The 25,975-nt window shown below is 57.9% G+C and carries 25 protein-coding genes; 15 read left to right on the top strand and 10 right to left on the bottom strand.

What is annotated here, in order from left to right; genetic code table 11:
* Positions 1-268: 268 nt before the first annotated feature.
* From ACWKWM_RS27135 to dksA, 5 genes are all read right to left on the bottom strand, one after another.
* The gene (locus ACWKWM_RS27135) at positions 269-1,705 is read right to left on the bottom strand and encodes a sigma-54-dependent transcriptional regulator (RefSeq protein WP_483849054.1); all 1,437 of its coding nucleotides are present in this window, start codon (positions 1,703-1,705) and stop codon (positions 269-271) included.
* A 22-nt stretch (positions 1,706-1,727) separates the two neighbouring features.
* A complete protein-coding gene (locus ACWKWM_RS27130) occupies positions 1,728-4,682 on the bottom strand; it encodes a sensor histidine kinase (protein WP_483849053.1) in 2,955 nt (984 codons plus the stop codon).
* Positions 4,666-4,842, bottom strand: coding sequence for a hypothetical protein (locus tag ACWKWM_RS27125; protein ID WP_002552060.1), 177 nt, complete (start codon positions 4,840-4,842; stop codon positions 4,666-4,668). Before ACWKWM_RS27125 ends, ACWKWM_RS27130 begins: the two co-directional genes overlap by 17 nt.
* A 126-nt stretch (positions 4,843-4,968) precedes the next feature.
* Positions 4,969-5,856 (bottom strand): tRNA glutamyl-Q(34) synthetase GluQRS, encoded by an 888-nt coding sequence (gluQRS, locus tag ACWKWM_RS27120; RefSeq protein ID WP_483849052.1) that lies wholly within the window; start codon positions 5,854-5,856, stop codon positions 4,969-4,971.
* A 160-nt stretch (positions 5,857-6,016) separates the two neighbouring features.
* Positions 6,017-6,460 carry an RNA polymerase-binding protein DksA gene (gene dksA / locus ACWKWM_RS27115; RefSeq protein WP_483839057.1) on the bottom strand — a complete coding sequence of 148 codons (444 nt, stop codon included), beginning with the start codon at positions 6,458-6,460 and terminating at the stop codon, positions 6,017-6,019.
* Positions 6,461-6,805: 345 nt separating this feature from the next.
* Here dksA and ACWKWM_RS27110 point away from each other — a divergent pair, with 345 nt between their 5' ends.
* Both ACWKWM_RS27110 and sfsA read left to right on the top strand, forming a co-directional pair.
* On the top strand, positions 6,806-7,978 hold the full coding sequence (locus ACWKWM_RS27110) for a pyridoxal phosphate-dependent aminotransferase (RefSeq protein WP_483849051.1): 1,173 nt from the start codon (positions 6,806-6,808) through the stop codon (positions 7,976-7,978).
* Positions 7,978-8,721 (top strand): DNA/RNA nuclease SfsA, encoded by a 744-nt coding sequence (sfsA, locus tag ACWKWM_RS27105; RefSeq protein ID WP_483849050.1) that lies wholly within the window; start codon positions 7,978-7,980, stop codon positions 8,719-8,721. Before ACWKWM_RS27110 ends, sfsA begins: the two co-directional genes overlap by 1 nt.
* Here sfsA and ACWKWM_RS27100 read toward each other — a convergent pair.
* Positions 8,699-9,028: a Rieske (2Fe-2S) protein gene (locus tag ACWKWM_RS27100; RefSeq protein ID WP_483849086.1), complete on the bottom strand. Its 330-nt coding sequence runs from the start codon at positions 9,026-9,028 to the stop codon at positions 8,699-8,701. The two genes, sfsA and ACWKWM_RS27100, sit on opposite strands and share 23 nt — an antisense overlap.
* Before the next feature lie 161 nt (positions 9,029-9,189).
* Between ACWKWM_RS27100 and ACWKWM_RS27095 the strand changes: the two genes are divergently transcribed.
* The 4 genes from ACWKWM_RS27095 to deoC all read left to right on the top strand — a co-directional run bounded on the left by ACWKWM_RS27095 (position 9,190) and on the right by deoC (position 12,800).
* Positions 9,190-10,089, top strand: coding sequence for a heme/hemin ABC transporter substrate-binding protein (locus ACWKWM_RS27095; protein ID WP_483849049.1), 900 nt, complete (start codon positions 9,190-9,192; stop codon positions 10,087-10,089).
* Positions 10,086-11,123, top strand: coding sequence for a FecCD family ABC transporter permease (locus tag ACWKWM_RS27090; protein WP_483849048.1), 1,038 nt, complete (start codon positions 10,086-10,088; stop codon positions 11,121-11,123). The genes ACWKWM_RS27095 and ACWKWM_RS27090 overlap by 4 nt, the downstream gene beginning before the upstream one ends.
* On the top strand, positions 11,006-11,884 hold the full coding sequence (locus tag ACWKWM_RS27085) for a heme ABC transporter ATP-binding protein (protein WP_483849047.1): 879 nt from the start codon (positions 11,006-11,008) through the stop codon (positions 11,882-11,884). Before ACWKWM_RS27090 ends, ACWKWM_RS27085 begins: the two co-directional genes overlap by 118 nt.
* A 163-nt stretch (positions 11,885-12,047) precedes the next feature.
* Positions 12,048-12,800 (top strand): deoxyribose-phosphate aldolase, encoded by a 753-nt coding sequence (gene deoC, locus ACWKWM_RS27080; RefSeq protein WP_483849046.1) that lies wholly within the window; start codon positions 12,048-12,050, stop codon positions 12,798-12,800.
* A gap of 242 nt (positions 12,801-13,042) precedes the next feature.
* On the opposite strand, the gene ACWKWM_RS27075 is transcribed toward deoC, so the two are convergent.
* The 3 genes from ACWKWM_RS27075 to ACWKWM_RS27065 form a co-directional block, all read right to left on the bottom strand.
* Positions 13,043-13,294 carry a TfoX/Sxy family protein gene (locus ACWKWM_RS27075; protein ID WP_483849045.1) on the bottom strand — a complete coding sequence of 84 codons (252 nt, stop codon included), beginning with the start codon at positions 13,292-13,294 and terminating at the stop codon, positions 13,043-13,045.
* A 213-nt stretch (positions 13,295-13,507) separates the two neighbouring features.
* Positions 13,508-13,852, bottom strand: a complete 345-nt coding sequence (locus ACWKWM_RS27070; RefSeq protein WP_483849044.1) for a pentapeptide repeat-containing protein — start codon at positions 13,850-13,852, stop codon at positions 13,508-13,510.
* Between the two features lie 101 nt (positions 13,853-13,953).
* The gene (locus ACWKWM_RS27065) at positions 13,954-15,489 is read right to left on the bottom strand and encodes a bifunctional aminoglycoside phosphotransferase/ATP-binding protein (protein ID WP_483849043.1); all 1,536 of its coding nucleotides are present in this window, start codon (positions 15,487-15,489) and stop codon (positions 13,954-13,956) included.
* A 135-nt stretch (positions 15,490-15,624) separates the two neighbouring features.
* Between ACWKWM_RS27065 and mrcB the strand changes: the two genes are divergently transcribed.
* Genes mrcB through ACWKWM_RS27050 form a run of 3 tightly spaced genes read left to right on the top strand, consistent with a single transcriptional unit; the run spans position 15,625 to position 19,050 of the window.
* Complete coding sequence (gene mrcB / locus ACWKWM_RS27060; protein ID WP_483849042.1) at positions 15,625-17,943, top strand: penicillin-binding protein 1B; 2,319 nt, start codon at positions 15,625-15,627, stop codon at positions 17,941-17,943.
* Positions 17,944-17,959: 16 nt separating this feature from the next.
* Positions 17,960-18,721, top strand: a complete 762-nt coding sequence (locus ACWKWM_RS27055) for a tetratricopeptide repeat protein (protein ID WP_483849041.1) — start codon at positions 17,960-17,962, stop codon at positions 18,719-18,721.
* The gene (locus ACWKWM_RS27050) at positions 18,721-19,050 is read left to right on the top strand and encodes a YqcC family protein (protein WP_483849040.1); all 330 of its coding nucleotides are present in this window, start codon (positions 18,721-18,723) and stop codon (positions 19,048-19,050) included. Before ACWKWM_RS27055 ends, ACWKWM_RS27050 begins: the two co-directional genes overlap by 1 nt.
* A 3-nt stretch (positions 19,051-19,053) precedes the next feature.
* Here the strand turns inward: ACWKWM_RS27050 and ACWKWM_RS27045 are convergent, their stop codons facing one another.
* Positions 19,054-19,479: a DUF4124 domain-containing protein gene (locus ACWKWM_RS27045; protein ID WP_483849039.1), complete on the bottom strand. Its 426-nt coding sequence runs from the start codon at positions 19,477-19,479 to the stop codon at positions 19,054-19,056.
* A 416-nt stretch (positions 19,480-19,895) separates the two neighbouring features.
* Between ACWKWM_RS27045 and ACWKWM_RS27040 the strand changes: the two genes are divergently transcribed.
* From ACWKWM_RS27040 to msrQ, 6 genes are all read left to right on the top strand, one after another.
* Positions 19,896-21,620, top strand: coding sequence for an acetolactate synthase 3 large subunit (locus ACWKWM_RS27040; protein WP_483849038.1), 1,725 nt, complete (start codon positions 19,896-19,898; stop codon positions 21,618-21,620).
* A gap of 2 nt (positions 21,621-21,622) precedes the next feature.
* On the top strand, positions 21,623-22,114 hold the full coding sequence (gene ilvN, locus ACWKWM_RS27035) for an acetolactate synthase small subunit (RefSeq protein ID WP_032625001.1): 492 nt from the start codon (positions 21,623-21,625) through the stop codon (positions 22,112-22,114).
* 48 nt (positions 22,115-22,162) lie between these two features.
* On the top strand, positions 22,163-23,179 hold the full coding sequence (gene ilvC / locus ACWKWM_RS27030; RefSeq protein WP_483849037.1) for a ketol-acid reductoisomerase: 1,017 nt from the start codon (positions 22,163-22,165) through the stop codon (positions 23,177-23,179).
* A 159-nt stretch (positions 23,180-23,338) separates the two neighbouring features.
* Positions 23,339-24,187: a CDP-diacylglycerol--serine O-phosphatidyltransferase gene (pssA, locus tag ACWKWM_RS27025; protein ID WP_483849036.1), complete on the top strand. Its 849-nt coding sequence runs from the start codon at positions 23,339-23,341 to the stop codon at positions 24,185-24,187.
* Positions 24,188-24,259: 72 nt separating this feature from the next.
* Entirely contained in the window at positions 24,260-25,273 is a 1,014-nt protein-coding gene (gene msrP, locus ACWKWM_RS27020; RefSeq protein ID WP_483849035.1) for a protein-methionine-sulfoxide reductase catalytic subunit MsrP, read from the top strand.
* Positions 25,273-25,893, top strand: coding sequence for a protein-methionine-sulfoxide reductase heme-binding subunit MsrQ (gene msrQ / locus ACWKWM_RS27015; protein ID WP_483849034.1), 621 nt, complete (start codon positions 25,273-25,275; stop codon positions 25,891-25,893). Before msrP ends, msrQ begins: the two co-directional genes overlap by 1 nt.
* Positions 25,894-25,975: the final 82 nt, after the last annotated feature.

Genomic DNA, 25,975 nt, shown 5'->3' with positions numbered 1-25,975 from the left:
CTTGTTTTTATTGTGTTGTTTTGCAGGTGACTGGTTTTTGTTGTTCTTATACGAATAGATATAGCAGGACCTGTGCCAACTTCTGCGAAATGCGCTGCAGCCCCCAAAAAGCAGGGGTGTGGCAAATTGACGCTATTTTCAATGGCCGAAAAAAAGCCGGGGCTTCGTTACCGTACGCCCCGGCTTTTGTTACGTGCTTCTGGTGAGGTAACAGTTTTTTACATTGATCGGGAGGCTGCGTGCCAGAGCCTCCGGTTCAAAATCGCTCTCACGTTTCGCTGGCAACCCCTGTTTTGCGGCGAGGGATACCCAGTCGCTGACGACGCTCCCACAGACACTTGCGACTAACGCCCAGTTTGCGCGCCAGTTCGGTTTCGGTCATGTGATCCTGATGCTCAAGAACGAAGTGCTGGAAATAGTCCTCCAGCGAAAGATCCTCAGTCGGCTCGTGGGCTGTGGAGCTGGCGGAAGCCTGCTGCGGCGCCAAACCGATGAACTCCTCAACGTCGATGTCGCTCAGTTCGATATCGATGCCCAGCAGGTCGGCTGAAATATCCGGGCTTTCGCAGAGGATGACCGCGCGCTCCACGGCGTTTTCCAGCTCTCGAACGTTCCCTGGCCAGGAGTAGTGACGAATAGCCTGTTCGGCGTCCGGCGCGAATTTAAGATCGGTACGACCGATCTTGGCGCTTTGTCTGGCAAGAAAAGCATGAGCGATCTCGTTGACGTCTGGCCCGCGTTCACGCAGCGCCGGCAACTTGAGAGCGATCACATGCAGACGGTAATAAAGGTCTTCACGGAACTGGCCAATTTTGGCCAGGCCTTTGAGGTCTCGATGGGTTGCAGCGATCAGACGCACATCGACTTTTTGCGACTGCACCGAACCCACACGGCGAATCTCGCCTTCCTGCAGCACGCGCAGCAGTCGAGCCTGGGCTTCCAGCGGTAATTCACCAATCTCATCGAGAAACAATGTGCCGCCATCCGCCGCTTCGACCAGCCCCGCACGGCCAGCGCTGGCACCGGTGAAGGCGCCTTTTTCGTGGCCGAACAGTTCGGATTCGATAAGGGTTTCCGGGATGGCGGCGCAGTTGACCGAAATCATCGGCGCTTTAGCCCGGCGGGACAGGTTATGCAGGGCACGGGCAACCAGTTCTTTGCCGGTGCCTGACTCGCCCTGGATCAGCACGTTGGAGTCAGTGGGCGCCACTTTACGGATCTTGCTGTATAGATCCTGCATCGGCGGGCAAGACCCGATGATGCCGATCTCACCGTTGCTGTTGTCGGCCCCCGACTTGTCACCGCCGGGCAGCTTGGCGGTGGCGGCACGCTCGGCCTGCATGCTGACGACGGTCTGCCGATCCCGCAGGATCCGCGAGACGGCTTGCAGCATTTCGTCGTGGTCGAAGGGCTTGGCGATGTAATCCACCGCGCCCATTTTCATCGAGTCCACGGCAGATCGCAGGCTGGCGTAACTGGTCATGATCAGCACCGGTTTGCCTTGGCCCAGCTTTATCAGCTCGGTGCCTGGGGCTCCGGGCAAGCGCAAATCGCTGACGATCAGATCGAATGAGGGGATGCTGAATCGCTCCTGTGCCTCCTGCACCGAGCCTGCTTCGCTGACTTGGTATTGGTTACGTTCCAGCAGGCGACGCAAGGCAGAGCGGATGATGGTTTCATCTTCGACGATCAAAATGTGAGGCATTGATTCGATTCTCTCGACGGTCTCAGTTCACGGCGGACGTCGCTTCGACATGTCGCGGTAGTGTCACCCGAATTCGGGTTCCGCGTTGATGCTCGGGGTCAGCCGGGCTGTCGATGGTGATTTGTCCATAATGCTCTTCAACGATGGAATAGACCAGTGCAAGGCCCAGCCCTGTCCCTTCGCCCGGATCCTTGGTGGTGAAGAACGGTTCGAACAAGCGGTCCATAATTGCTTTCGGAATTCCAGTGCCTTCGTCTTCGACGATCAAATCGACCGTGTGTTCAGAGGCCTCGCTCTTGACCCGTACGGCGCTGCCTGCAGGCGAAGCGTCGCGCGCGTTGGAGAGCAGATTGATCAGCACCTGCGCCAGTCGCTGTGGGTCGCCATCGACCCAATGCTCGGGGTTGCACAGGTTATAGAACTGCACTTCAAAATTGCGCCGATTTAGCGCGAGCAGACCAATGGCATCCTGAGCGACTTCCGCCAGACACACCGCTTCGTCGCTGTGTTGATGGCCGCCTGCATGGGCGAAGCTCATCAGCGACTGAACGATGCGTGACACGCGTTTGGTTTGCTCGATGATCTGACTGCTGATTTCGGTCAGTTCGCTGTCGTCTTCGCGTTCCTCGCGCAGATTTTGCGCCAGGCAGGCAATGCCGGTGATCGGGTTGCCTATCTCGTGGGCCACCCCCGCGGCCAGGCGACCGATGCTGGCCAGACGCTCGGAATGCACGAGCTTGTCTTCAAGCATCTGCGTGTCAGTCAAGTCTTCTACCAGTAGCACCAGCCCGCTAGTCCCGGGTGCCAAAGGCTCGTCGATGGCGGCTTTGTGCAAATTGAGCCAACGGGTCTGGCCGTCCAGCCCCAGCCGCTGCTTGTGCAAGTGCTCGTCGGGGAGGTTGATGAAGCCCAACAGCAGCTCCTTCCACGGATCGGCGATGGTTGCCAATCGAGACCCCACCACGCGCTGGGCGCCAATCCCGGTGAGCTCCTCCATGGCCTTGTTCCACATCAGGATCTCCTGATCCTTGGCCAGGGAGCACACACCCATCGGCAATTCTTGCAGCGTCTGGCGGTGGTAACGGCGCAGTGCATCAAGCTCGGCAGCCAGGCCCGTCAGCCGGGAGTGGTAATCCTCAAGCCGGCTTTCGATGAAGTGGATGTCTTCGGTGACGTAATTTTCGCTGCCGGACTTGTAGGGCAGGAAGGTCTCGACCATGTCCTGAGCGACGCTCGGCCCCATCAACCCAGACAGGTTTGCCTCGATCCGGTCACGCAAGCGTCTTAGTGCATAGGGCCTGCGCTCGTCGAACGGCAGGTACAAATCACGAAGCGCTTGTTCGACTTCCTTTTGCGCGGCCTTGGCGCCCAGCGGTTTGGCCAGTTGCGTGGCGAATTCCTGGGGCGACACAGCGTGCAGCTCGCGGCGCTGCGGGCGGCGCACGTTGTCCACCGCGCACGCTTCGGCGGCACTGGCCTCTTCCGGGCTTGGGTTGCTGAACAGCGAAATCAGGGTGAACACCAAGACGTTGGCCGCCAACGAGGCAATCGCTGCCATGTGCCAGCTTGTGTCGTCCAGCACGTAAATCATGTTCAACAGCGGAATATAGAAGCCCTGAAGATTGCCGATCAGTGGCAGCAGCATGCTGACCACCCACACCGCCATACCGGCTAACAGACCCGCCATGAACCCGCGACGGTTAGCAGCCGGCCAGTACAGAACCGACAGCACGCCGGGCAGGAACTGCAAGGTAGCGACGAAGGCCACGATGCCGAGATTCGCCAGGTTCTGCTGCGCACCGAGCAGCAGATAGAAGCCATAGCCGGCCATGATGATTGCGACGATCAGTGCGCGGCGAGTCCATTTCAGCCAGCGGTAGATGTTGCCCTCGGCTGGGGGTTGATACAGCGGCAGCACCAGGTGATTGAGCGCCATGCCCGACAGCGCAAGCGTCGTGACGATAATCAGCCCGCTTGCTGCCGATAACCCTCCGACATAGGCCAGTAACGCCAGCGCTTTGCTGTTGGCAGCGATACCGATGCCGAGGGTGAAATATTCCGGGCTGGTGGTGGCGCCAAGTTTCAGGCCTGCCCACAGGATCAGCGGCACGGCCAGGCTCATCAGCAACAGAAACAGCGGTAAGCCCCAGCTGGCGCTGACCAAGGCGCGCGGATTGAGATTCTCGGTGAAGGTCATGTGATACATGTGCGGCATAACGATGGCTGACGCGAAAAACACCAGCAGCAGCGTGCGCCATGGTCCTTCTTGCAGCGGTGTGTGCAGGGCAGCGAGCGCGCTCTGGTTTTGCAGCAGCCATTGTTCCAGCTGTTGCGGGCCGTCGAATACGCCGTACAGCGCGTAGAGACCGATGCCGCCGATGGCGACCAGCTTGATCACCGACTCAAATGCAATGGCGAACACCAGCCCTTCGTGCTTCTCGCGGGTGGCGATATGGCGCGATCCGAAAAAGATCGTGAATAGGGTGATCAGTGCGCAAAACGCCAAGGCCACACGGTTCTGCACCGGTTCGCGGGTCAGGATGCCAATGGAGTCAGCGACGGCCTGAATCTGCAGGGCCAATAAAGGCAGTACGCCGATCAGCATGAAAATAGTAGTCAGCGCGCCTGCCCAGGTGCTGCGAAAGCGGAAGGCGAACAGGTCGGCCAGCGACGACAGCTGGTAGGTGCGAGTGATTTTAAGGATGGGATAGAGCAGTACCGGCGCCAGCAGGAAAGCGCCGGAAACCCCGAGATAACTGGAAAGAAAGCCGTAGCCGTACTCGTAAGCCAGGCCGACGGTGCCGTAAAACGCCCAGGCACTGGCGTAAACACCCAGCGACAGCGTGTAGGTCAGCGGATGACGGATAATCCATCGCGGGATCAGACCTCGCTCGCTGATCCAGGCCACGCTGAACAGCACAGACAGATATGCGGCGCTGACCAGAATCATCTGGGTCAGGCTAAAGCTCATCGGCATCTCGTTGGCTCTGCAGGATAAACGTCACCACAATGAGAATCAGCCACAGCATGTAGGGCCTGTACCAGGCGCCTGTTGCGTCGATCCACCAGTCCATGATGGCCGGGGAAAAAAGGTAGATACCTACCACCAGAAGCAGGACCAATCGGTATATGTACATTTGGCCTCCTACCGTGAATGACCGAGCCTGGACAGCCCGAAGGTGCGGCATGGTAACGGATGCCGATCAGGCTGCAAGTGGCGTTTCGGCCACCTTCGCAGCGCAGTGTGTAGCAACCGCTCTGGCTCAGTCTATTCGAGCCTCTTCGAGGGCGCCGACACGGGGGATGAAATCTGCATTCCAGTGAGTCACACCCCAGTCCAGCACTTCTCGTGCTGCGGCGTAGTTGAGTTCATTCGGCACGGGTTGTCCCAGCGCCCGCAAGGCCCGAAGCAGCAGCGGGGTCGCCTGATCGGCTGGCAGCGGCGCAGACCGGTAGGATTTGCCCAGCTTGTGGCCGTCTGGCTGAGTGATCAGTGGTACATGCAAATAGCGCGGCTGGGGCAGGCCGAGCAGTTCTTGCAGGTACAGCTGGCGCGGCGTGGAGTCAAGCAAGTCTGCACCTCGCACGATGTCGGTCACGCCCTGCCAGCCATCGTCCAGCACCACGGCCAGTTGATAGGCATACAAGCCGTCGCGCCGGCGAATCACGAAATCACCGACGTCGCGCCCCAGATGTTGCCGAAACTCACCTTGCACCCGGTCAGTGAAACGGTACTCCAGCTCGGGGACGCGAATCCTGATCGCTGCGTTTTCTGGCGAGTGACCCGCATCACGGCAGAAGCCCGGATAAATACCGTCGAAGTCTTCGAGTTGTTTGCGCGAGCAAGTGCAGGCATACGCCAGCCCATAACTGAACCAGCGATTGATGATGTCTTGGTAGGCGTCGTGGCGGTCGCTTTGTCTGACCAGCTCGCCGTCCCATTCAAAGCCGTAACTTTCCAGCGTCTTGAGAATGGCGGACTGTGCGCCGCGGACTTCGCGCGGTGGGTCCAGGTCTTCCATGCGTATCAGCCATTTTCCACCAACCGAGCGCGCATCGAGATAAGACGCAAGCGCTGCGACCAATGAGCCGAAGTGCAGATAGCCGCTGGGGGTCGGCGCAAAGCGCCCTATATAGGAAGAGGGTTTCATGGGGGCGATGGTACTGCACCGGAGCTGAGCTGTAGGAGCCAACTTGTTGGCGAGACGATGTCTGAACCGGAAAGCCTCGCGAACAAGTTCGCTCCTACAGACGGTCAAACTGAAACAACAAAAGGCGCCGAAGCGCCTTTTATTTCAGGAAAAGCTCAGATCACTTACCGACCTGTTTTTCCTTGATTTCAGCCAGTGTCTTGCAGTCGATGCACAGATCGGCTGTAGGGCGGGCTTCCAGACGGCGAACACCAATTTCAATGCCGCAGGATTCACACCAGCCATATTCTTCGTCGGTGATCAGCTGCAAGGTCTTGTCGATCTTTTTAATCAGCTTGCGCTCGCGATCACGGGCACGCAGCTCGAGGCTGAACTCTTCTTCCTGACTGGCGCGATCCGCCGGGTCAGGGAAGTTGGCGGCTTCGTCCTGCATGTGGTGCATGGTCCGATCAACCTCTTGCATCAAATCCTGCTTCCACTTGTTCAGGATTTTGACGAAGTGCTTACGCATGGGCTCGCCCATGTATTCCTCACCCTTTGTTTCAACGTAGGGTTCGAAACCACTGATCAGTTGACTGCTTTTTTGCTTTTCTGGGGTGGGCATGAAGGGACCGCCTCTCACTCATCTATCCATTGCGCAGGATTATCATTCGGTGCCGACACCTGCCGGCCCTGCGGCTGCAAGCGGGCGAACTTACCAGATCAAATCAGAGCGCGCTACTCCCGGTTGTCGAGCATGGCTCTACAGCGCGCATATGGTTATGACCGCAGCGCCCGCGAGTTGGTTTGAAAATAGTGAAGCGGACTGAGTCTAGCTCCGGTCTGGTACCGGCGCCGGCTTTGCAGACGGTAGGCCACCATCGCGATATCGCGCTTTTTAAACCTGTACCCACGTGACCGGTTGGGTAGAATCTCGCCGTTGCTCCAGCACCTATTAAAAGGAAGAACAATGCCTCAGCCCTACAGTGCGCGCAGCCGCGCCATCGAACCCTTTCATGTCATGGCGCTGCTGGCGCGGGCCAATGAACTGCAGGCGGCGGGGCATGACGTTATCCATCTGGAGATTGGCGAGCCTGATTTCACGACAGCTGAGCCCATCATCAAGGCCGGCCAAGCCGCGCTGGCCGCTGGCAAGACCCGCTATACAGCGGCCCGTGGCTTGCCGGAATTGCGCGAAGCCATCGCCGGGTTTTATAACCAGCGCTACCGCGTCAGCGTCGATCCGGAAAGGATTCTAATCACCCCTGGCGGTTCTGGCGCCTTGTTGCTGGCTGCGAGCCTTTTGGTCGATCCCGGCAAGCACTGGCTGCTGGCCGACCCGGGTTATCCCTGTAATCGTCACTTCCTGCGGTTGGTTGAAGGCGCTGCGCAGTTGGTGCCGGTCGGGCCGGACGTGCGTTACCAGTTGACGCCCGATCTTGTGGCGCGCCATTGGGACAAAGACAGTGTGGGTGCGCTGGTTGCTTCCCCCGCCAATCCCACCGGCACGCTGCTGCATCGCGAGGAGCTGGCTGCACTGTCCGCGTCGCTCAAGGCACGCAACGGTCATTTGGTGGTGGACGAGATCTACCACGGCCTGACCTATGGAACCGATGCTGCCAGCGTGCTCGAAGTGGACGACGACGCGTTCGTCCTTAACAGTTTTTCCAAGTATTTCGGCATGACCGGCTGGCGCCTGGGGTGGCTGGTCGCGCCCGAAGACGCGATTGGCGAGTTGGAAAAGCTGGCGCAGAACCTCTACATCAGCGCGCCGAGCATGGCGCAAAGTGCTGCGCTGGCCTGCTTCGAGCCGCAAACGCTGGAGATTCTCGAAGAGCGCCGGGCCGAATTTGGTCGTCGGCGGGATTTTCTGCTGCCAGCGTTGCGCCAACTGGGCTTCACCATCGCGGTAGAACCTGAGGGCGCGTTCTATCTGTATTCCGATATCAGCGCGTTCGGCGGGGATGCGTTCGCTTTCTGCAGGCACTTCCTCGAAACGGAGCACGTCGCGTTCACGCCAGGTTTGGATTTTGGACGTTACCAGTCGGGGCACCACGTACGTTTCGCTTACACCCAAAGCCTGCCGCGCCTTCAGGAAGCGGTTGATCGCATTGCGCGTGGCTTGCGGAGCTGGCAAGGCTGATGCGGTTTTCTCCTGAGCTCGAAGAAGGTCGTTTGCTGATTCGTTACAAGCGGTTTCTGGCTGATATTGAGACTGCCAGCGGCGAACGCCTGACCATTCACTGTCCCAACACCGGCTCGATGTTCAACTGCATGATGCCAGGCGGACGTGTGTGGTTCAGTCGCTCCAATGACCCCAAGCGCAAGCTGCCGGGGACGTGGGAAATCAGCGAGACACCCCAAGGCCGTTTCGCCTGCGTCAATACGGGGCGCGCTAACAAACTGGTAGAAGAGGCGTTGCTGGCAGGGGTGATCACAGAGTTGAACGGTTTCACTGCGCTCAAGCGTGAGGTGGCCTACGGGACGGAAAACAGTCGCGTCGACTTCCGTCTGGATTATCCCGATGGCCCTTTGTTTCTGGAGGTCAAAAGCGTCACGCTGGGCTTTGATGAGACTGCGGTGGCGGCATTTCCGGACGCCGTGACCCAGCGTGGCGCCAAGCATTTACGCGAGCTAGCGGCCTTGGCCCGAGACGGCGTTCGCGCGGTGTTGCTGTACTGCGTCAACCTGACCGGCATTGAAGCGGTACGTCCGGCAGAAGAAATAGACTTGGCCTACGCCAATGCGCTTCGTGATGCGGTCGCAGCGGGTGTCGAGGTGCTGGCATATGGCGTGCAACTGACCCCGGAAGAGGTACGTATCGACCGGCGTCTGGAGGTTCATCTGGGCCATGTGGCAACTGTCAGTCCGCTGCGGGCGGATTGACCCAGATCCCCTGCGCGTCTTCGCGACACGCGATGGCGGTCAAGGATTTTCCCTCGCAGGGCCCGGCGACGCATTCGCCGTCTTCGATCAAAAACAGCGCGCCGTGAGTGGCGCACTGGATCAGGCTGGCGCTGCTGTCCAGAAACTGATCAGGCATCCACTCCAGGGCGACGCCGCGATGGGGGCAGCGGTTTTTGTAGATGAACACTTGTCCGGCTCGCCGCACCGCCAGCAATTGAACCCCGGCCAGTTCCAGGCCACGGCTTTGTCCTTCAGGAACGTCGCTGCCTTCGCACAGGAATTTCAGGCGGGTCTCCTTAACGCTTGACGCGTAAATGGTAATAATTATCAAATGAATTGGATGTCGATGGCTGCGTAGTTTGGCATCTCTTGACCATATCCGGCCCCACTTTGTCTTGTCATATCCGTTCCACGCTTGATCCCTTCTTTTTAATAGGACTTCCGCTGATGCGCCTTACCGCCAAGCTGACCGCCATGCTGATCGGGCTTTCATTAACAGGTTTGGCGTTGGCCGATGCGCAACAGAGCTCACGCTGGGTCAGTGCGGGCGGTGCGTTGACCGAGTGGATAGTTGCCTTGGGCGCAGAGCCCCGTCTGGTGGGCGTCGATACCACCAGCCAACACCCGGAGTCACTCGCCTCTCTGCCTAAAATCGGCTATCAGCGACAGCTTTCGGCGGAGGGAATCCTGAGCTTGCGTCCGAACATTCTGGCGGGCACCGAAGAAATGGGGCCGCCCCCTGTGCTTGAGCAGTTGCGCGCTGCCGGGGTGCAGGTGGAGGTGTTGTCGGCCAAGGCTGATCTGACAGCGCTCAAAAGCAATCTTCAAAGACTGGGCCTCTTATTGGGTGCGCAGGAGCAGGCCGGTCAACTGATTAACGGTTATGAGCAGCAATTGCAGCTTCAACACACTTGGTTGTCTCAGGCGCAGCAGCATCAAGCAGTACCGGGCGTATTGCTGCTGGTCAGTCATGCCGGAGATAAACCAATGGTGGCGGGCGTCGACACGGTAGGCGACTGGTTGATCAAGCAGGCTGGTGGCCGAAACCTGGCGACCCACAGTGGCTATAAAGTGTTTTCGGTAGAAGCCATGGCCGGGCTGAATCCCGAAGTGTTGGTGTTCACAGACCGCGCGCAAGGTGGCGCACCTTCCCTTGACGCTCTTTTAAAGCAAAACCCGGTGCTGGCAGCGACCCGTGCTGCGCGTGACGGACGCTTGGTTGAAGTTGACCCGACGCTGCTGGTTGGTGGCCTGGGCCCTCGTTTGCCGGCCACCCTCAAAACACTCTCAAAAGCCTTCTACCCTGAAGATCCGGCACTTCACGCCCAGGCGCCTTCATCACCATGAAAAACCACTTACGGCCGAGAACGCTGTTTATCGGGCTGTCGATAGCCTGCTTCCTGGCGTTCTGGCTGTCACTGGCGTTGGGGCCAGTCCGCTTGCCGCTTGAAGATCTGATGCGTGCCAGTCTGCGTTTGATGGGATTCCCGGTGGCGGGTGACAATCTGCAGCAGGCTGAATTGATCCTCGGACAGATTCGTCTGCCGCGAACGTTGTTGGGGCTGGCGGTAGGTGCGGTGCTGGCGCTGGCCGGGGTGGCGATGCAGGGACTGTTTCGCAATCCGCTCGCTGATCCGGGGCTGGTCGGCGTTTCCAGTGGCGCGGCACTGGGCGCTGCGGTGGCCATTGTTGCGGGCGCATCCTTCGGCGGGCTTCCCGAAGTCTTCGCGCCCTATCTGCTATCGGCTTGTGCATTTGCCGGCGGGCTGGGTGTGACGGCTATGGTTTATCGGCTCGGGCGCCGGGACGGGCAGACCAGCGTTGCGATCATGCTGCTGGCCGGCGTCGCGATGACGGCGCTGGCCGGATCAATCATCGGCCTGTTCACCTATCTGGCAGACGACGCTACCTTGCGCACGCTGACTTTTTGGAACCTGGGCACGCTAAACGGCGCCAGTTACGCGCGTCTTTGGCCGCTGCTGATTGTGTGCGCGCTGGTCATCGCCTGGTTGCCGAGAAGGGCCAAGGCACTCAATGCGCTTCTGCTGGGCGAGTCGGAAGCACGGCATCTGGGCATCGACGTCGAGCGTCTCAAGCGCGAACTGATTTTGTGTATTGCGCTGGGTGTAGGCGCGGCAGTTGCGGCGGCCGGGCTTATCGGTTTCATCGGTTTGATCATTCCGCATCTCATGCGCTTGCTGGTGGGTCCGGATCATCGGGTGGTGTTGCCTGCGTCGGCGTTGGCGGGGGCGACATTGCTGTTGTGCGCCGACATTTTCGCCCGATTGGTGCTGGCGCCTGCCGAACTGCCCATCGGCATTGTCACGGCCTTTCTCGGGGCTCCGTTCTTTCTCTTTTTGCTGGTCAGGGGGCGAACCTGATGCTGCGAGCAGAAGACCTACGGATTGAGCGGGGCGGCAAGGTGGTGTTGAGCGATATCAACCTGAGCCTGCAACCCGGTGAAATGCTAGGCGTGCTGGGACCCAACGGCGCGGGCAAAAGCACGTTGCTCGGCGCGCTGTGTGGCGAACTCAAGACCGGGCAAGTGTGGCTGGACGACAAACTGCTTGAGCGATGGAGCCCGGCGCAACGGGCGCAACGTCTGGCGGTATTGCCGCAAAGCTCCACGCTCGGTTTTGCGTTCAAGGTGCAGGACGTGGTGGCGATGGGGCGATTGCCTCATAACTCTGGGCAACAACGTGATGCCGACATCATTCAGGCCGCGCTCGATGCCGCGGATGCATCTCATCTGGTAGATCGCAGCTATCTGGCGCTGTCTGGTGGCGAGCGGCAGCGGGTGCACTTGGCACGGGTACTGGCGCAGGTGTGGCCGGGTGAAGCCGGACAATCCCTGCTGTTGGACGAACCTACTTCCATGCTCGATCCGCTGCATCAGCACACCACTTTGGAGGCCGTTCGCCAATTCGCCAATCGCGGCGGCGCGGTGATGGTCATCCTGCATGATTTGAACCTCGCGGCCCGTTATTGCGACCGGTTACTGCTGCTGGAAAGCGGATCGTCGGTTGCTTTTGGATTGCCTCAAACCGTGCTGGTACCCGATACGCTGAGGGCCGTTTTCGGTCTCGAGGTGCTGGTGCAAAGTCATCCGGAGCGCGGTCATCCGCTGATCATCGCTCGCTGAGTTGGCCTGAGGCAGGCAGTTGAGTCTGGAGTTGCAGGAAGTTTCCTAAGGACATTTCCTGCAATCATGTCGTCCGCGTCCTTTGTAACCGTTTGCCTGCTCACTGCGGTCCTCGCTCGTTTATGGTTCGCCCTTGATTGGCAGCGCTTTGAAGGGAGATGCAATGAGCGGCAGCAGCGAAGATGTGGCACGGCAAATGATCGGTTTGCTTGAGTTGACATCACTCAACAATGACGACACCGCGCAGCGGATCATCGCGCTGTGTCGTCGCGCGATCACACCCTACGGGCCAGTCGCCGCGGTGTGCGTTGCGCCTCGGTTTGCCGGTCTGGCGAGGCGGACGCTGGACAGTTTGCACGCACGCGATATCAAAGTAGTCGCCGCGATCAACTTTCCGGGCGGGACGGGAAGCGTGCTGTCAGTTGAATCCGAGACCCAGGCCGCACTGATGGCAGGTGTCGATGAGATTGATCTGGTGTACCCGTTCCGGGCGCAATTGGCAGGTAACAAACTGGCGGGGGCAGAACTGATAGCCGCCTGTAAAGCTGTGTGCGGCGGCCGGGCCGGGCTGACCGTTACGCTGGAAACGGGCGTGTTGAGAGATCCGCAGATTACTCATGACGTTTGCCGGCAAGTCATTCAGGTCGGGCCCACATTCATCAAGACCAGCACTGGCAAAGTGCCTGTCAATACTACCGCTCAAGCGGCTCGCATCATGATCGAGGCCATTGCCGAGGTGGGCGGGCAAGTCGGGTTCAAAGCATCGGGCGGCGTGCGGACGTTGGCCGAAGCCAAGGTTTATCTGGATATGGCGCGGGCAAGACTTGGGCCGCTTTGGCTGCAGCCAGGCAGGATGCGTATCGGTGCTGCAAGTTTGCTGGACGACCTGCAAGTGCATCTGGGCCTGTGTGAATAAAGCTTGGATCGCTAATGGAAAGATGGGTGCGTCAGGGTTTTATAGGCAAAAAAAGACCCGGCAAAGTGCCGGGTCAAAAACCGTGATTAGCCTGATGAGGAGATAATCTGAAAGTCCGAACCAAGGAGCATTTCAAGTTATCGTCCAGTCTCGCGACTGGATGTGATAATCATAGTGATTCTCATTTGTAAGTCAACAGGCAACGCAAAACTATTTTCAAACCCTATTTCGGCGAAGCCAACTTACCCATCGATTTCCAGCTTCAGGGCTTTTTTTCGTTCGACGGAAAGAGCATTCCAGTGTTGGTCCTCCAGCGCACCTTCAATCGCATATAACAGCGTTTTCGAAACATTGAAGCCTCTGGTCCTCACCGCACGATACGCTTGCACTGCACCAAGCCTGCGCAAATCGGCGCTGTTGTGAATGCCTGCCGCGTGCAGCCATTGGGCCGAAGTTTTGCCGAGGTTTTTCATCCGTTGCAGTTCATCGTCCATTTCGCCTCCATGCATTGTCCTGCTCCATTAACACTCTATAGCCGGTGTCCACTGCACAACCAAGCGTGCTTTAAGTGTAGGAAATACCTATCCGGATCGCTAAGCCGCAAGAGGATTAGGCGCCAGACGGTAAGCAAACTCGCTGGAGATGTCGCGAGACCCGAGTGCCCGCGAGCGCGAGCAATCTGAGTACGGGCCGAAGGGTTGAAACGGTCAGCCTGCGCGATAGCGCAGCCGGGTGCCGAAGTTGACTGACATCAAGATCTCATCGGCAGTGAGTTCGACAGGGAAGTAGGCGCCGGATATTTGGGCATGGGCGATGCTGGCACCTTCAAGTCTTGCGGTGCTCAGGTCGACGCCACGAAGGTCCGCTGAACGGAAGTAGGCATCTGTAAAGTCGATGTCTGCTGCATCAATCTCGCGCAGATCGAGGCCGCGAAAGTCACCTGCGACCATATCGACCGTTCCTGGTTTAGGACGCTGGAGATTGAAACCTGCGACGTCGTCACTGTGCAGTAACTCGTAGAGTGGGGAATTAAGCCGTTTGGGATGGCTCATGATGCGCCTCCATTATTGGAATTCTGGCGCCAGTATAATGCCACTATTGCCGAGCCGTGAAGGACTAGCCTTCACGATGCGACTGCCGGTCAGCCACCGGGTTAGAGCCCGGGAAGTCGCTGGCGAATATGCGCTACCAACCCGTCCAGGTCGGAGCTGACATTGGTTTCGACGTGTTTGCTGCTCAACACTTCCTCAGCGGTCAATGGCTCACGATTGGCCTGCTGGGCTTGGATAACGGCAATTGTTGCGTCAGATGGATCTTCATTGATCGCCTGACGTTGCTTCAGCCATCCCTCAATTACCGCCTGCGGAGCTGAGCAATCCAGAATCGAAAACGGGGTGCCGGTGGCTTCCGCCACTTTCGCCGCGGCTTCACGCTGCGAGCGTTTAAGATAGGTTGCATCGATCACTACCGGGAAGCCTGCGTGCAGCACGATATCGGCCAACTCATGCAGACGCTCGTAAGTCGCCACGCTGACTTCATTGGCGTATAGGTCTTCTTTATCGGCGAACAGACGCTTGCGCTCCACATCCGAGCGCAAGCGGATTGCGCCCAACGCCTCTACCAAACGCATGGCAACATGGCTTTTACCTACTGCGGAGACGCCATGGGTAATCGCCAGAAATCGCGAAGGAATGGCGCTGTAGCTTTCGGCCAGGTTGGCGTAGTTGCGGTACTGGCGCATGGTGGTGCCGCGCTGCACAGCATCAGCGTCCGCAGGCAGACTGAAGAGCGAGACCTTTGCGCGAACCAAAGCGCGATAGGCTTTATAGAAGTTCAGCAACTCGAGCCCAGCGTAGTCTGCGGTGATCTCCAGATACTGGCTGATCAGGCGGCGCGAGTGGACTTTTAGGCCACGGTCCTCGAGGTCCATTGCCAGAAACGCGATGTCAGCGTAGACGTCGGTCATGCGGAACGGCTCATTGAACTCGATGCAGTCGAAGATCACGACCTTGCCGTCGATCAATGTGGCGTTGCCCAAATGAATGTCGCCGTGACACTCGCGAATGAAGCCGTCGGTCTTGCGCTGAGTCAGCAGTGGTTTCAGGCGCTCGAAGTTGGCGTCGGCCCATGCTTGTAGAGCTTCAAGCTGAAGGATGTCAGCCTTTTCTGTGAGAAAAGGGCGAATCTGTTCGAAGTTCTGAGTGACTGGCGCCATCACCGCTTCCGGTGTGCCCAAAGGATGATCGTGGGGAACGCGCGGGGCGTTGAGATGAAATTCAGCGATCTGGCTGGCGAGCTCATCAATCTGAGCTGTGGTCAGCTCGCCATTGGCTTGCAATATGCTGAGCAAGCCTTCCTGCGGGAACTGGCGCATTTTCAGGACGTATTCGATCGCTTCGCCTGTACCGCCCAACTGGGGCGCGTCGACGCTGCCGGTGATCGGTAAGACTTCCAGGTACAAATCCTGTGTCAGGCGCTGGTTCAGCCGCAGCTCTTCATTACAGAAATGCTCACGCGCTGAAAGGGTGGTGAAGTCCAGAAAACCGAAATTGGCTGGCTTCTTCATTTTGTAGACGTATGGGCCAGTGAGCAGAACCCACGAGATATGCGTCTCGATGACCTGGAAACGCTCGATCGGGTGAGAGAACAGGGCAGGGTTCTGCAGGGCGGCGATCAGTGACTGGCTCACGGGCGATCCTTCAAAGAGGTAGTAGTCGGCAACAGACGGCTAAAAAAGAGGGCCATTATGGCCGCTTGGCGCATTGCTGCAAACCGCAATGAGGTGGTCTGCCGATCATCCTGAAAGTGCGTATAATCCGCCGCCATGACCCGAACCCGCACCCCCAAGAAGTCCCAAAAACCCACCAACAGTCGCCTGCGCTCCCTGCTGGGTTGGGCATTGAAGCTCAGTCTCGTCGGTCTGGTGATCCTCGCCTGCTTTGCCGTTTACCTCGATTCGATCGTGCAGGAAAAGTTTTCCGGCAAGCGTTGGACGATCCCGGCCAAGGTTTATGCGCGCCCTCTTGAGTTGTTCGTCGGACAAAAGCTGTCCCGAGACGATTTCCTCATTGAACTGGATGCCTTGGGTTATCGCCGTGAAAGCGTGGCCAACGGTCCCGGCGCGGCGGCTGTCAGCGGCAATACCGTCGATCTCAATACCCGTGGCTTTCAGTTTTATGAGGGGGCCGACGCTGCTCAGCAGATTCGCGTGCGTTTCTCTGGCGATTACGTCGCCGATCTGACGTCCGCCAACGGTGCCAAGCTTGCCGTCGCTCGGTTGGAGCCGCTGCTTATTGGCGGTCTGTACCCGAAGAATCTTGAAGATCGCATTCTGATCAAACTTGATCAGGCGCCGCCTTATCTGCTCGACACGCTGGTGACAGTGGAAGATCGGGATTTCTACCACCACTTTGGTGTGTCGCCGAAGTCGATTGCGCGGGCCTTCTGGGTCAACGCATCGGCGGGGCAGATGCGCCAGGGCGGCAGTACTCTGACTCAGCAGTTGGTCAAGAACTTCTACCTGACCAATGAGCGCAGCCTCACTCGCAAGCTGACCGAAGCGATGATGGCGATCCTGCTGGAGATCCATTACAGCAAGCAGGAGATTCTGGAGGCATACCTCAATGAGGTGTTTGTCGGTCAGGACGGCCAGCGCGCGGTGCACGGTTTTGGATTGGCCAGCCAGTATTTCTTTAGCCAGCCTCTGTCCGAGTTGAAGCTGCATCAAGTCGCGTTGTTGGTCGGCTTGGTCAAAGGTCCGTCTTATTACAACCCCCGTCGCAACCCTGAGCGCTCGCTTGAGCGGCGTAATCTGGTGCTCGACCTGCTTGAGCAGCAGGGCGTTGCTACGCCGGAAGCGGTTGCGGCGGCGAAGAAAATGCCGCTGGGCGTAACCAAGCAAGGTTCTTTGGCGGACAGCTCATTTCCGGGGTTCCTCGATCTGGTCAAGCGTCAGTTGCGCGAAGACTATCGCGACGAAGATTTGACCGAAGAAGGCCTGCGGATCTTCACCAGCTTTGATCCGATCCTGCAAATGAAGTCGGAATCGGCGATGAAGGAAACCTTCGCCCGTCTTGCAGGCCGCAAGGGCTCGGAGGAAATGGAAGGGGCAATGGTGGTGACCAACCCAGAGACGGGTGAGGTCCAGGCGCTGATCGGCAGTCGTCAGGCCGGGTTTGCCGGGTTCAACCGCGCTATCGATGCCGTTCGGCCTATAGGCTCGCTGGTCAAACCGGCTATTTACCTGACCGCGCTGGAGCAGCCGAGCAAATACACGTTGACCAGTTGGGTGGCGGACGAGCCATTCTCGGTTAAGGGCGCTGATGGTCAGGTGTGGAAGCCGCAGAACTTTGACCACAAGGCCCACGGCAATATTTTCCTGTATCAGGGCCTCGCGCATTCCTACAACCTGTCCAGCGCCAAGCTGGGTCTGGATCTGGGCGTGCCGACGGTGTTCAAAACGCTGAACAAACTGGGTGTCACTCGCGAGTGGCCGACTTATCCCTCGATGTTGTTGGGGGCGGGCGCGCTAAGCCCGATGGAAGTTGCAGTCATGTATCAGACCATCGCCAACGGCGGCTTCAACACGCCGATGCGCGGGATTCGTAGCGTGCTGACCGCAGAGGGCGAGCCACTCAAGCGCTATCCTTTTCAGATACAGCAGCGTTTCGATCCGGGCTCGATCTATTTGTTGCAAAACGCGATGCAGCGGGTGATGCGGGAAGGTACTGGCAAGTCGGTCTACAACACGTTGTCGGCTAACCTAAATCTGGCAGGCAAATCCGGCACGACCAACGATTCTCGCGACAGCTGGTTCGCAGGTTTCAGCCAGGATCTGCTGGCCGTTGTCTGGCTGGGACGTGACGATAACGGCAAGACACCATTCACCGGCGCCACCGGGGCCTTGCAGGTCTGGACCAGTTTCATGAAAAAAGCAGATCCGCTGCCGCTGGACATGGCGCTACCGGATAACGTTGTGCAGGCTTGGGTGGACGCCAGCACCGGGCAGGGCAGCGACGCTGGATGCCCGAACGCCGTACAGATGCCGTATATTCGCGGCAGTGAGCCTCAGCCCGGTCCTGCGTGTGGTGGCAACTCCGCGCCCGCCGAAGTGATGGATTGGGTCAAAGGCTGGTTGAACTAAGCAAAGAGGGTGTGAAGTGAACAAGTGGTGGATTCCAGCTTTAACGGCTCTGGCTTTGCTCAATGGTTGCGCCAGTCAGACGCGCAGCGCGATCCCGGTGGTTGACTCCGGCTCGCGTGTTTCCAACGGCGAGCGCGTGTCAGCGACGCGTAACAATACCTATCCAGCCGCGGTGCAGAATCGCGCGCCGCAGGCAATTACAGAAGACTCAGGCGTTGTGGTCATGGTGCCAGGTGGCGGTGCGACGACCAGCGCCGCGCCTATTCAGTCGTTTACTCCGCCCATCAACACGGCGCCGATCAATACCGCGCCTATTGACACATCTCCGGTCAATCAAGCCCCGGCTGGCACGACGTACAACATGCCGGCGCCGGCAAATAACACCTACAGCGCGCCAGCCCCGACTGCGCCAAGCGGTATCCCGTCTTCTGGCGGTTTGTCTGCCGATGAGCAACTGGACGGACCGGTGCTGGCGCTTCTGACCACCGCTCAAAAGCAGCAGAGCAGCGGCGATCTCAATGGTGCATCGTCCAGTCTTGAGCGCGCGCAGCGGGTCGCACCTCGAGAGCCGCAGGTGCTTTATCGTCTTGCTCAGGTTCGTCTGGCCCAGGGTGATGCCGCCCAGGCAGAGCAACTGGCCCGACGTGGGCTGACGTATGCCAATGGCCGCGCCAGTCTGCAGGCCAGTCTTTGGAATCTCATCGCTCAATCTCGCGAGAAGCAGGGTGATGCATCAGGCGCAGCGCTTGCGCGTCAGAAAGCCAAGGTCAGCCTCTGATGGATAAGCGGTTTCCGCAAATCGCTGAACAGTTGCTGTTGATCGAGCGCGAGCTTCGGGTGCTGGGCATGTGGAAAGCGGTCCCGCCGAGCGATGATGATCTGTCCAGTCGTGAGCCGTTTTGCGTCGACACGCTGGACTTCGATCAGTGGCTGCAATGGATATTTCTGCCGCGCATGAAGACTATTCTTGAGCAGGACCTGGCGCTGCCGAACGCATCAGGGATTCTGGAAATGGCGGAGATGGTCTACGCCAGCCAGCTCGGGGAGACGAGAACCCTGCTATCGCTGCTGGCGCAATTCGATCGCTTGATTACCGAAGCGAGCTGACGCTCACAGGCAGTTTTCGGTAATGGCCTGCTTGAGCTCAGTGATGCGAGCCTGGCGCTCCTCTTCAGTGAAGCGTTTGAGCTCGCCGTTCACTTCCTCGCGTACCCGAGGATTGTTCTGGAATTGCGCCAGATTGGTCCTAGCGGTGGTGCAATACTCGGCACGCTTGGCTTCCTGCATGGCGACCTGTTTCTTCACTTTTGCGTCAATCGCCTGTTGCTCGCCGTTGGGGTCAGCTATAGGTTTTGAAGCCGGGGCGGGTGGCGGCACCGGTCTTTGCGTGTCGATCTCCTGAACTTGCTGACCTGCTGGCGGCTGGGCATCGAAATGAGTAATGCCCTGAGCGTCGACCCATTTGTAGATCTGGGCTGCCTGTGAAAGTGGGCTGGCGACCATTGCCAGCGCGGCCGCAAAAATCATCCAACGCATACTGCTTCCTTGATTCCGATGGCTATAACGGTGCCCGGTCACGCTATCACAAGCGTGGTTCCTCGACTGCCATTGGGTACGATTTCATGTGGCTGCGCAGAAGAAAGCTCACGGATGACTTGACTTGAGAGAGTCGAATAACAACAATCCAAAGTTCGCTGTAGAAGGACTGCCAGAAGCAGGCCATCTCGGTAGATCATGAGGCGCACATCCGCGCCGACCTGTAACACCCGCAACGCGTTACCTCGCGCTGGGTGGGAAAGCCCCGAAACACTTATGGGGGGATCCCAATACTTGCTCAGTCAGTGCTGACGTAGTCGGCGACCACCGTCGCTCATGCTCTGCTTTGCAGTAAACCTATTAAGACCCGTCTCCCCAAGTGTGGACGGTATTCTGGCGTTTTAGAGGTGAACAACGTGGAGCTTTTATCTGGCGCTGAAATGGTCGTCCGCTTTTTGCGTGACGAAGGCGTTGAGCATATCTATGGGTACCCCGGCGGTGCCCTCCTGCATATTTACGATGCTCTGTATAAAGAGCCGTCACTGAGCCACATCCTCGTTCGTCACGAACAGGCTGCGACCCACATGGCGGACGGTTATGCGCGCGCCACTGGCAAAGCAGGCGTGGTGTTGGTGACATCCGGTCCGGGTGCTACCAACGCGATCACCGGTATTGCCACGGCCTACATGGACTCCATCCCGATGGTGGTTTTGTCCGGTCAGGTGGCAAGCACGCTGGTCGGCACCGACGCGTTCCAGGAGACCGACATGATCGGTATCTCCCGCCCGATCGTGAAGCACAGCTTTATGATCAAGCACCCGTCGGAAATCCCGGAAGTCCTGAAAAAAGCCTTCTATTTGGCGCAATCTGGTCGTCCTGGTCCTGTCGTTGTCGACATTCCCAAAGACATGACTAACCCGGCCGAAAAATTCGAGTACATTTTCCCAAAGAAAGCCAAGCTGCGCTCTTACAGCCCGGCCGTTCGCGGACACTCGGGCCAGATTCGCAAAGCCGTGGAAATGTTGCTGGCCGCCAAGCGTCCCATCATTTACGCAGGTGGTGGCGTGATCATGGGCAACGGCTCTGCGCCTTTGACCGAATTGGCTCAAGCGCTGAACGCTCCTGTGACCAACACGCTGATGGGCCTGGGTTGCTACCCCGGTTCCGATCGCCAATTCGTCGGGATGCTCGGCATGCATGGCAGCTACACCGCCAATCTGACGATGCACCACGCTGACGTAATCCTGGCTGTCGGTGCACGTTTCGATGACCGGGTGATCAATGGCGCGGCCAAGTTCTGCCCGAATGCCAAAGTCATTCACATCGACATCGATCCGGCATCGATCTCCAAGACCATCAAGGCCGACGTGCCTATCGTTGGACCGGTGGAAAGCGTACTGACCGAAATGGTCGCCACGCTGAAAGAGATCGGCGAGACACCGAACAAGGAGTCCGTCGCCAGTTGGTGGAAGCAGATCGAAGAGTGGCGTGGCGATCGGGAAATGTTCCCGTACAACCACGGCGACGGCAGTGTCATCAAGCCGCAGACCGTCATCGAGACCTTGTGCGAAGTGACCAAGGGCGATGCCTACGTGACCTCCGATGTCGGGCAGCACCAGATGTTCGCTGCTCAGTACTATCGCTTCAATAAGCCGAACCGTTGGATCAACTCAGGCGGTTTGGGCACGATGGGCTTTGGCTTCCCGGCGGCCATGGGCGTCAAACTGAGTTTCCCGGAAGCTCATGTGGCGTGTGTTACCGGTGAAGGCAGCATCCAGATGAACATTCAGGAGCTGTCGACCTGTTTGCAGTACGGGTTGCCGGTCAAGATCATCCTGCTCAACAACGGTGTGCTTGGCATGGTTCGCCAGTGGCAGGACATGAGCTACAGCGGTCGTCACTCGCACTCTTACATGGAGTCGCTGCCTGACTTCGTGAAGCTGGTCGAAGCGTATGGCCATGTAGGCATGAAGATCACCGATCTGAAAGACCTCAAGCCGAAGATGGAAGAGGCCTTTGCCATGACCGATCGACTGGTGTTCATGGACATTCAGGTCGATGTCTCCGAGCACGTTTATCCGATGCAGATCAAAGACGGCTCCATGCGCGATATGTGGCTGAGCAAGACGGAGCGGACTTAATCATGCGGCACATTATTTCGCTGTTGCTGGAAAACGAACCGGGTGCGTTGTCCCGAGTGGTCGGCCTGTTTTCGCAGCGCAACTACAACATCGAAAGCCTGACCGTGGCGCCAACCGAAGACCCGACTTTGTCGCGTCTGACGTTGACCACTGTAGGGCATGATGAGGTGATCGAGCAGATCACCAAGAATCTCAACAAGCTGGTGGAAGTGGTCAAGCTGGTCGATTTGTCGGAAAGCGCGCATATCGAGCGGGAGCTGATGCTGATCAAGGTGAAAGCCACAGGCGCTCAGCGCGCCGAGATCAAGCGCACTACTGATATCTTCCGCGGCCAGATCGTTGATGTGTCCGCCAGCGTTTATACCGTGCAGCTGACCGGTACGAGCGACAAGCTCGACAGTTTCATTCAGGCGATCGGCACTGCCGCCATCCTGGAAACAGTACGCAGCGGCGTTACGGGCATTGCCCGCGGCGACAAAGTGCTGAGCATCTAACTCAAATTTAGCGAATGGCCTGAACGGCCAAGATAACAGGGGTATTTCATGAAAGTTTATTACGACAAAGACTGCGACCTTTCGATCATCCAGGGCAAAAAAGTTGCCATCATCGGTTACGGTTCCCAGGGCCACGCTCAAGCGTGCAACCTGAAAGACTCCGGCGTTGATGTCACTGTTGGCCTGCGCAAAGGTTCTGCCACTGTCGCCAAGGCTGAGGCCCATGGCCTGAAAGTGACTGACGTTGCTTCCGCCGTTGCTGCTGCTGACCTGGTCATGATCCTGACCCCGGATGAGTTCCAGTCCGCGCTGTACAAGAACGAAGTCGAGCCGAACCTCAAGAAGGGCGCCACCCTGGCCTTCTCTCACGGCTTCGCGATCCACTACAACCAGGTTGTGCCGCGTGCTGACCTCGACGTGATCATGATCGCGCCGAAAGCTCCGGGCCATACCGTGCGTACCGAATTCGTGAAAGGCGGCGGTATTCCTGACCTGATCGCGATCTACCAAGACGCTTCGGGCAACGCCAAAAACGTTGCACTGTCTTACGCTTCGGGCGTTGGTGGCGGCCGTACCGGTATTATCGAAACGACGTTCAAAGACGAAACCGAAACTGACCTGTTCGGCGAACAAGCCGTACTGTGTGGCGGTACCGTCGAGCTGGTCAAAGCCGGTTTCGAAACTCTGGTGGAAGCAGGCTACGCGCCAGAAATGGCTTACTTCGAGTGCTTGCACGAGCTGAAACTGATTGTTGACCTCATGTACGAAGGCGGTATCGCCAACATGAACTACTCGATCTCCAACAACGCCGAGTATGGCGAGTACGTGACCGGCCCTGAGGTCATCAACGCCGAATCCCGTCAGGCCATGCGCAATGCTCTCAAGCGCATTCAAGACGGCGAATACGCCAAGATGTTTATCACTGAAGGCGCAACCGGCTATCCGTCGATGACCGCTAAGCGTCGCAACAACGCTGCTCACGGCATCGAGATCATTGGCGAGCAACTGCGCTCGATGATGCCTTGGATCGCGGCGAACAAAATCGTCGACAAAGACAAGAACTGAGTCTGGTTCTGGCTCAGGGCGTTTGAAGCCCTGCTAAAAAAACGCGACCTTAGGGTCGCGTTTTTTTGTTATGGGGGCTCATCTGGTATAAAGCTGCATCGTTTGTCGACGTAGCGTCGCAAGCACCAGTCGAAAATTCACAGCTGCAAGGTATTGTTTATGAGCGAACGTCCCGAAGAGCCAAACAAGGCCTCTGACGCCGAAAGCCTGTTACCGATCGATGAGCATATTGAAGAAGGACACGATGACGAGGGGCGCAAGGTCCGCCATCGCGGCATTTATCTGCTGCCGAATTTATTTACTACTGCCAACCTGTTCGCCGGTTTCTACGCGATCATCAGTTCCATGAGCGCTCAAAGCGCGATGAGTGCGGGCGATCCTGCTGGCGCGAGTAAGTACTTCGCGTTTGCTGCCATTGCCATCTTCGTGGCCATGGTGCTTGATGGGCTGGATGGGCGCGTTGCCCGCATGACCAACACGCAAAGCGCGTTCGGCGCCGAGTACGATTCTCTTTCTGACATGGTGGCTTTCGGTGTTGCCCCGGCATTGCTAGCGTTTGGTTGGGCGTTGGGCGACATGGGTAAGGTCGGCTGGATGGTTGCCTTCATCTATGTAGCGGGCGCGGCTTTGCGCCTGGCGCGTTTCAATACCCAGGTGGGCAAGGCTGACAAGCGGTACTTCATCGGGCTCGCCAGCCCTGCCGCTGCGGGTGTAGTGGCGGGTACGGTCTGGGCATTCAGTGACTTCGGTATCCAGGGCTCGAAGATGTCGTTCCTGGTGGCGTTGTTGGTGGCGGCTGCAGGGATGCTGATGGTCAGCAACATCAAGTACAACAGCTTCAAAGAGCTGGATCTGAAGGGACGCGTTCCCTTTGTTGCCATTTTGGCTGTGGTGTTGGTCTTTGCTGTGGTGTTCAGCGATCCCCCGCGCATCCTGCTGCTGATTTTCCTCGCCTACGCAGCATCCGGTCCTATTCAGTACTTGCTTCGCTTGCGTCGGCAGAAATAAAAACACCGATTCAATTTCCCGCATACTCCGCAGTCTATTGGTGCATCAGTTCCCTCTAGCTGCGGAGTCATCATGCTGATCAAATTGCCCTCAGCGTCCGATTGTAAAGAATCGGACGTCACGCCTGAATCTATCTACGTCACCCGACGTGCATTGCTCGGAGCTTCTGTTACCGGGCTTGCACTGAGCGCGTTGCCCCGTTGGGCGAGCGCGGCTGATGCGTCCCAGTATTCCGATGTAGAGCCAGGCGCCGCGCCGCAGTGGTTCAAAGACAAATTACCTTCGACCAAGTGGCAGGCGGTAACTGTCAAAGACGAGGCGATCACGCCTTTCAAGGATGCAACCCACTACAACAACTTCTATGAGTTCGGCACAGACAAGGGGGACCCGGCTCAGAATGCGGGGTCCCTGAAAACCGAACCCTGGAGCGTAGTGATTGATGGCGAGGTGGGTAAGCCGGGCCGGTACGCCCTGGAAGACTTTATGAAGCCTTATCAGTTGGAAGAGCGAATCTACCGATTGCGTTGCGTGGAAGCCTGGTCGATGGTGATCCCCTGGATGGGCTTTCCAATCTCCGAACTACTCAAGCACGTTGAGCCGACGTCGAATGCTAAATACATCCGGTTCGAAACCCTTGAAGATCCAAAAGTCATGCCCGGACAGCGTTCGGGTTTCGCCTTGATCGACTGGCCTTACGTCGAAGGCCTGCGTCTGGATGAGGCAATGAACCCGTTAGCTATCCTTGCCGTCGGTATGTATGGCCGCGAGCTGCCAAACCAGAACGGCGCTCCGCTAAGATTGGTCGTACCTTGGAAATACGGATTCAAGAGTGTGAAGTCCATCGTCCGTATCAGTCTGGTCAGTGAGCAACCCAAGACGACTTGGCAGAGCATCGCGGCTAACGAGTACGGCTTCTATGCGAACGTGAACCCGGCGGTTGACCATCCCCGTTGGACACAAGCACGAGAACGTCGTCTGCCAAGCGGACTCTTTAGTCCCAATGTGCGCCAGACAGAAATGTTCAACGGCTATGGGGAGGAGGTTGCCTCTCTTTATACGGGCCTGGATCTGCGGAAAAATTACTGATGCGTTTTTTGTTCTGGCGGCTGGGTGTGTTTGTGGCGTGCTGCGTTGCACCCGTTTTATGGGTGTACCAAGCCTGGATCTTTGCGCTGGGGCCTGATCCTGGGAAAGTGCTTGTAGATCGCTTGGGGCTGGGGACGTTGATCCTGCTTTTAATTACCTTGGCAATGACGCCTTTGCAGCGTCTGACTGGATGGCCGGGCTGGATCGTGGTGAGGCGTCAGCTGGGCCTTTGGTGTTTTGCCTATGTAGTCATGCATATGACCGGGTATGCCTTCTTTATCCTGGGGCTGGATTGGGGACAATTGGGCGTTGAGCTGGTGAAGCGTCCGTACATCATTGTGGGTAGCTTAGCGTTTTTGTGTTTGCTGGCGCTTGCTGTGACTTCTAATAGATACAGTCAGCGACGTCTAGGAGCGCGTTGGAAGAAGTTGCACCGGCTGAGCTATTTGATTTTAGGACTGGGTTTGCTGCACTTTCTTTGGATTGTCCGGGCAGATTTGAAGGAGTGGTCCTTATATGCCGGGATTGGGGCTTTGTTGATTAGCCTACGAGTCCCCGCAATTGCTAGGCGAATCCCCCGTCTCTCCAGCCGAAAGTCAGTCACTGGCACAAAAGTTTAAATTAGCTGTTGACGGCCCTGATGATCTGTCTATAATTCGCCCCACTTCCGGCGCAGACGAAACGGAAAACTTCTTGAATATC

It is taken from the genome of Pseudomonas rosaeacicularis (genome assembly GCF_057128745.1).
Note: the sequence above shows the minus strand (reverse complement) of the source record. Positions and strands in the feature narration are given on the sequence as shown.

Excerpts from the sequence above, each read along its gene's own strand:
- ACWKWM_RS27135 (WP_483849054.1), bottom strand. The coding sequence starts at position 1,705 with ATGCCTCACATTTTGATCGTCGAAGATGAAACCATCATCCGCTCTGCC.
- ACWKWM_RS27130 (WP_483849053.1), bottom strand. The coding sequence starts at position 4,682 with ATGCCGATGAGCTTTAGCCTGACCCAGATGATTCTGGTCAGCGCCGCA.
- ACWKWM_RS27125 (WP_002552060.1), bottom strand. The coding sequence starts at position 4,842 with ATGTACATATACCGATTGGTCCTGCTTCTGGTGGTAGGTATCTACCTT.
- gluQRS (WP_483849052.1), bottom strand. The coding sequence starts at position 5,856 with ATGAAACCCTCTTCCTATATAGGGCGCTTTGCGCCGACCCCCAGCGGC.
- dksA (WP_483839057.1), bottom strand. The coding sequence starts at position 6,460 with ATGCCCACCCCAGAAAAGCAAAAAAGCAGTCAACTGATCAGTGGTTTC.
- ACWKWM_RS27110 (WP_483849051.1), top strand. The coding sequence starts at position 6,806 with ATGCCTCAGCCCTACAGTGCGCGCAGCCGCGCCATCGAACCCTTTCAT.
- sfsA (WP_483849050.1), top strand. The coding sequence starts at position 7,978 with ATGCGGTTTTCTCCTGAGCTCGAAGAAGGTCGTTTGCTGATTCGTTAC.
- ACWKWM_RS27095 (WP_483849049.1), top strand. The coding sequence starts at position 9,190 with ATGCGCCTTACCGCCAAGCTGACCGCCATGCTGATCGGGCTTTCATTA.
- ACWKWM_RS27090 (WP_483849048.1), top strand. The coding sequence starts at position 10,086 with ATGAAAAACCACTTACGGCCGAGAACGCTGTTTATCGGGCTGTCGATA.
- deoC (WP_483849046.1), top strand. The coding sequence starts at position 12,048 with ATGAGCGGCAGCAGCGAAGATGTGGCACGGCAAATGATCGGTTTGCTT.
- ACWKWM_RS27075 (WP_483849045.1), bottom strand. The coding sequence starts at position 13,294 with ATGGACGATGAACTGCAACGGATGAAAAACCTCGGCAAAACTTCGGCC.
- ACWKWM_RS27070 (WP_483849044.1), bottom strand. The coding sequence starts at position 13,852 with ATGAGCCATCCCAAACGGCTTAATTCCCCACTCTACGAGTTACTGCAC.
- mrcB (WP_483849042.1), top strand. The coding sequence starts at position 15,625 with ATGACCCGAACCCGCACCCCCAAGAAGTCCCAAAAACCCACCAACAGT.
- ACWKWM_RS27050 (WP_483849040.1), top strand. The coding sequence starts at position 18,721 with ATGGATAAGCGGTTTCCGCAAATCGCTGAACAGTTGCTGTTGATCGAG.
- ACWKWM_RS27045 (WP_483849039.1), bottom strand. The coding sequence starts at position 19,479 with ATGCGTTGGATGATTTTTGCGGCCGCGCTGGCAATGGTCGCCAGCCCA.
- ilvN (WP_032625001.1), top strand. The coding sequence starts at position 21,623 with ATGCGGCACATTATTTCGCTGTTGCTGGAAAACGAACCGGGTGCGTTG.
- ilvC (WP_483849037.1), top strand. The coding sequence starts at position 22,163 with ATGAAAGTTTATTACGACAAAGACTGCGACCTTTCGATCATCCAGGGC.
- pssA (WP_483849036.1), top strand. The coding sequence starts at position 23,339 with ATGAGCGAACGTCCCGAAGAGCCAAACAAGGCCTCTGACGCCGAAAGC.
- msrP (WP_483849035.1), top strand. The coding sequence starts at position 24,260 with ATGCTGATCAAATTGCCCTCAGCGTCCGATTGTAAAGAATCGGACGTC.
- msrQ (WP_483849034.1), top strand. The coding sequence starts at position 25,273 with ATGCGTTTTTTGTTCTGGCGGCTGGGTGTGTTTGTGGCGTGCTGCGTT.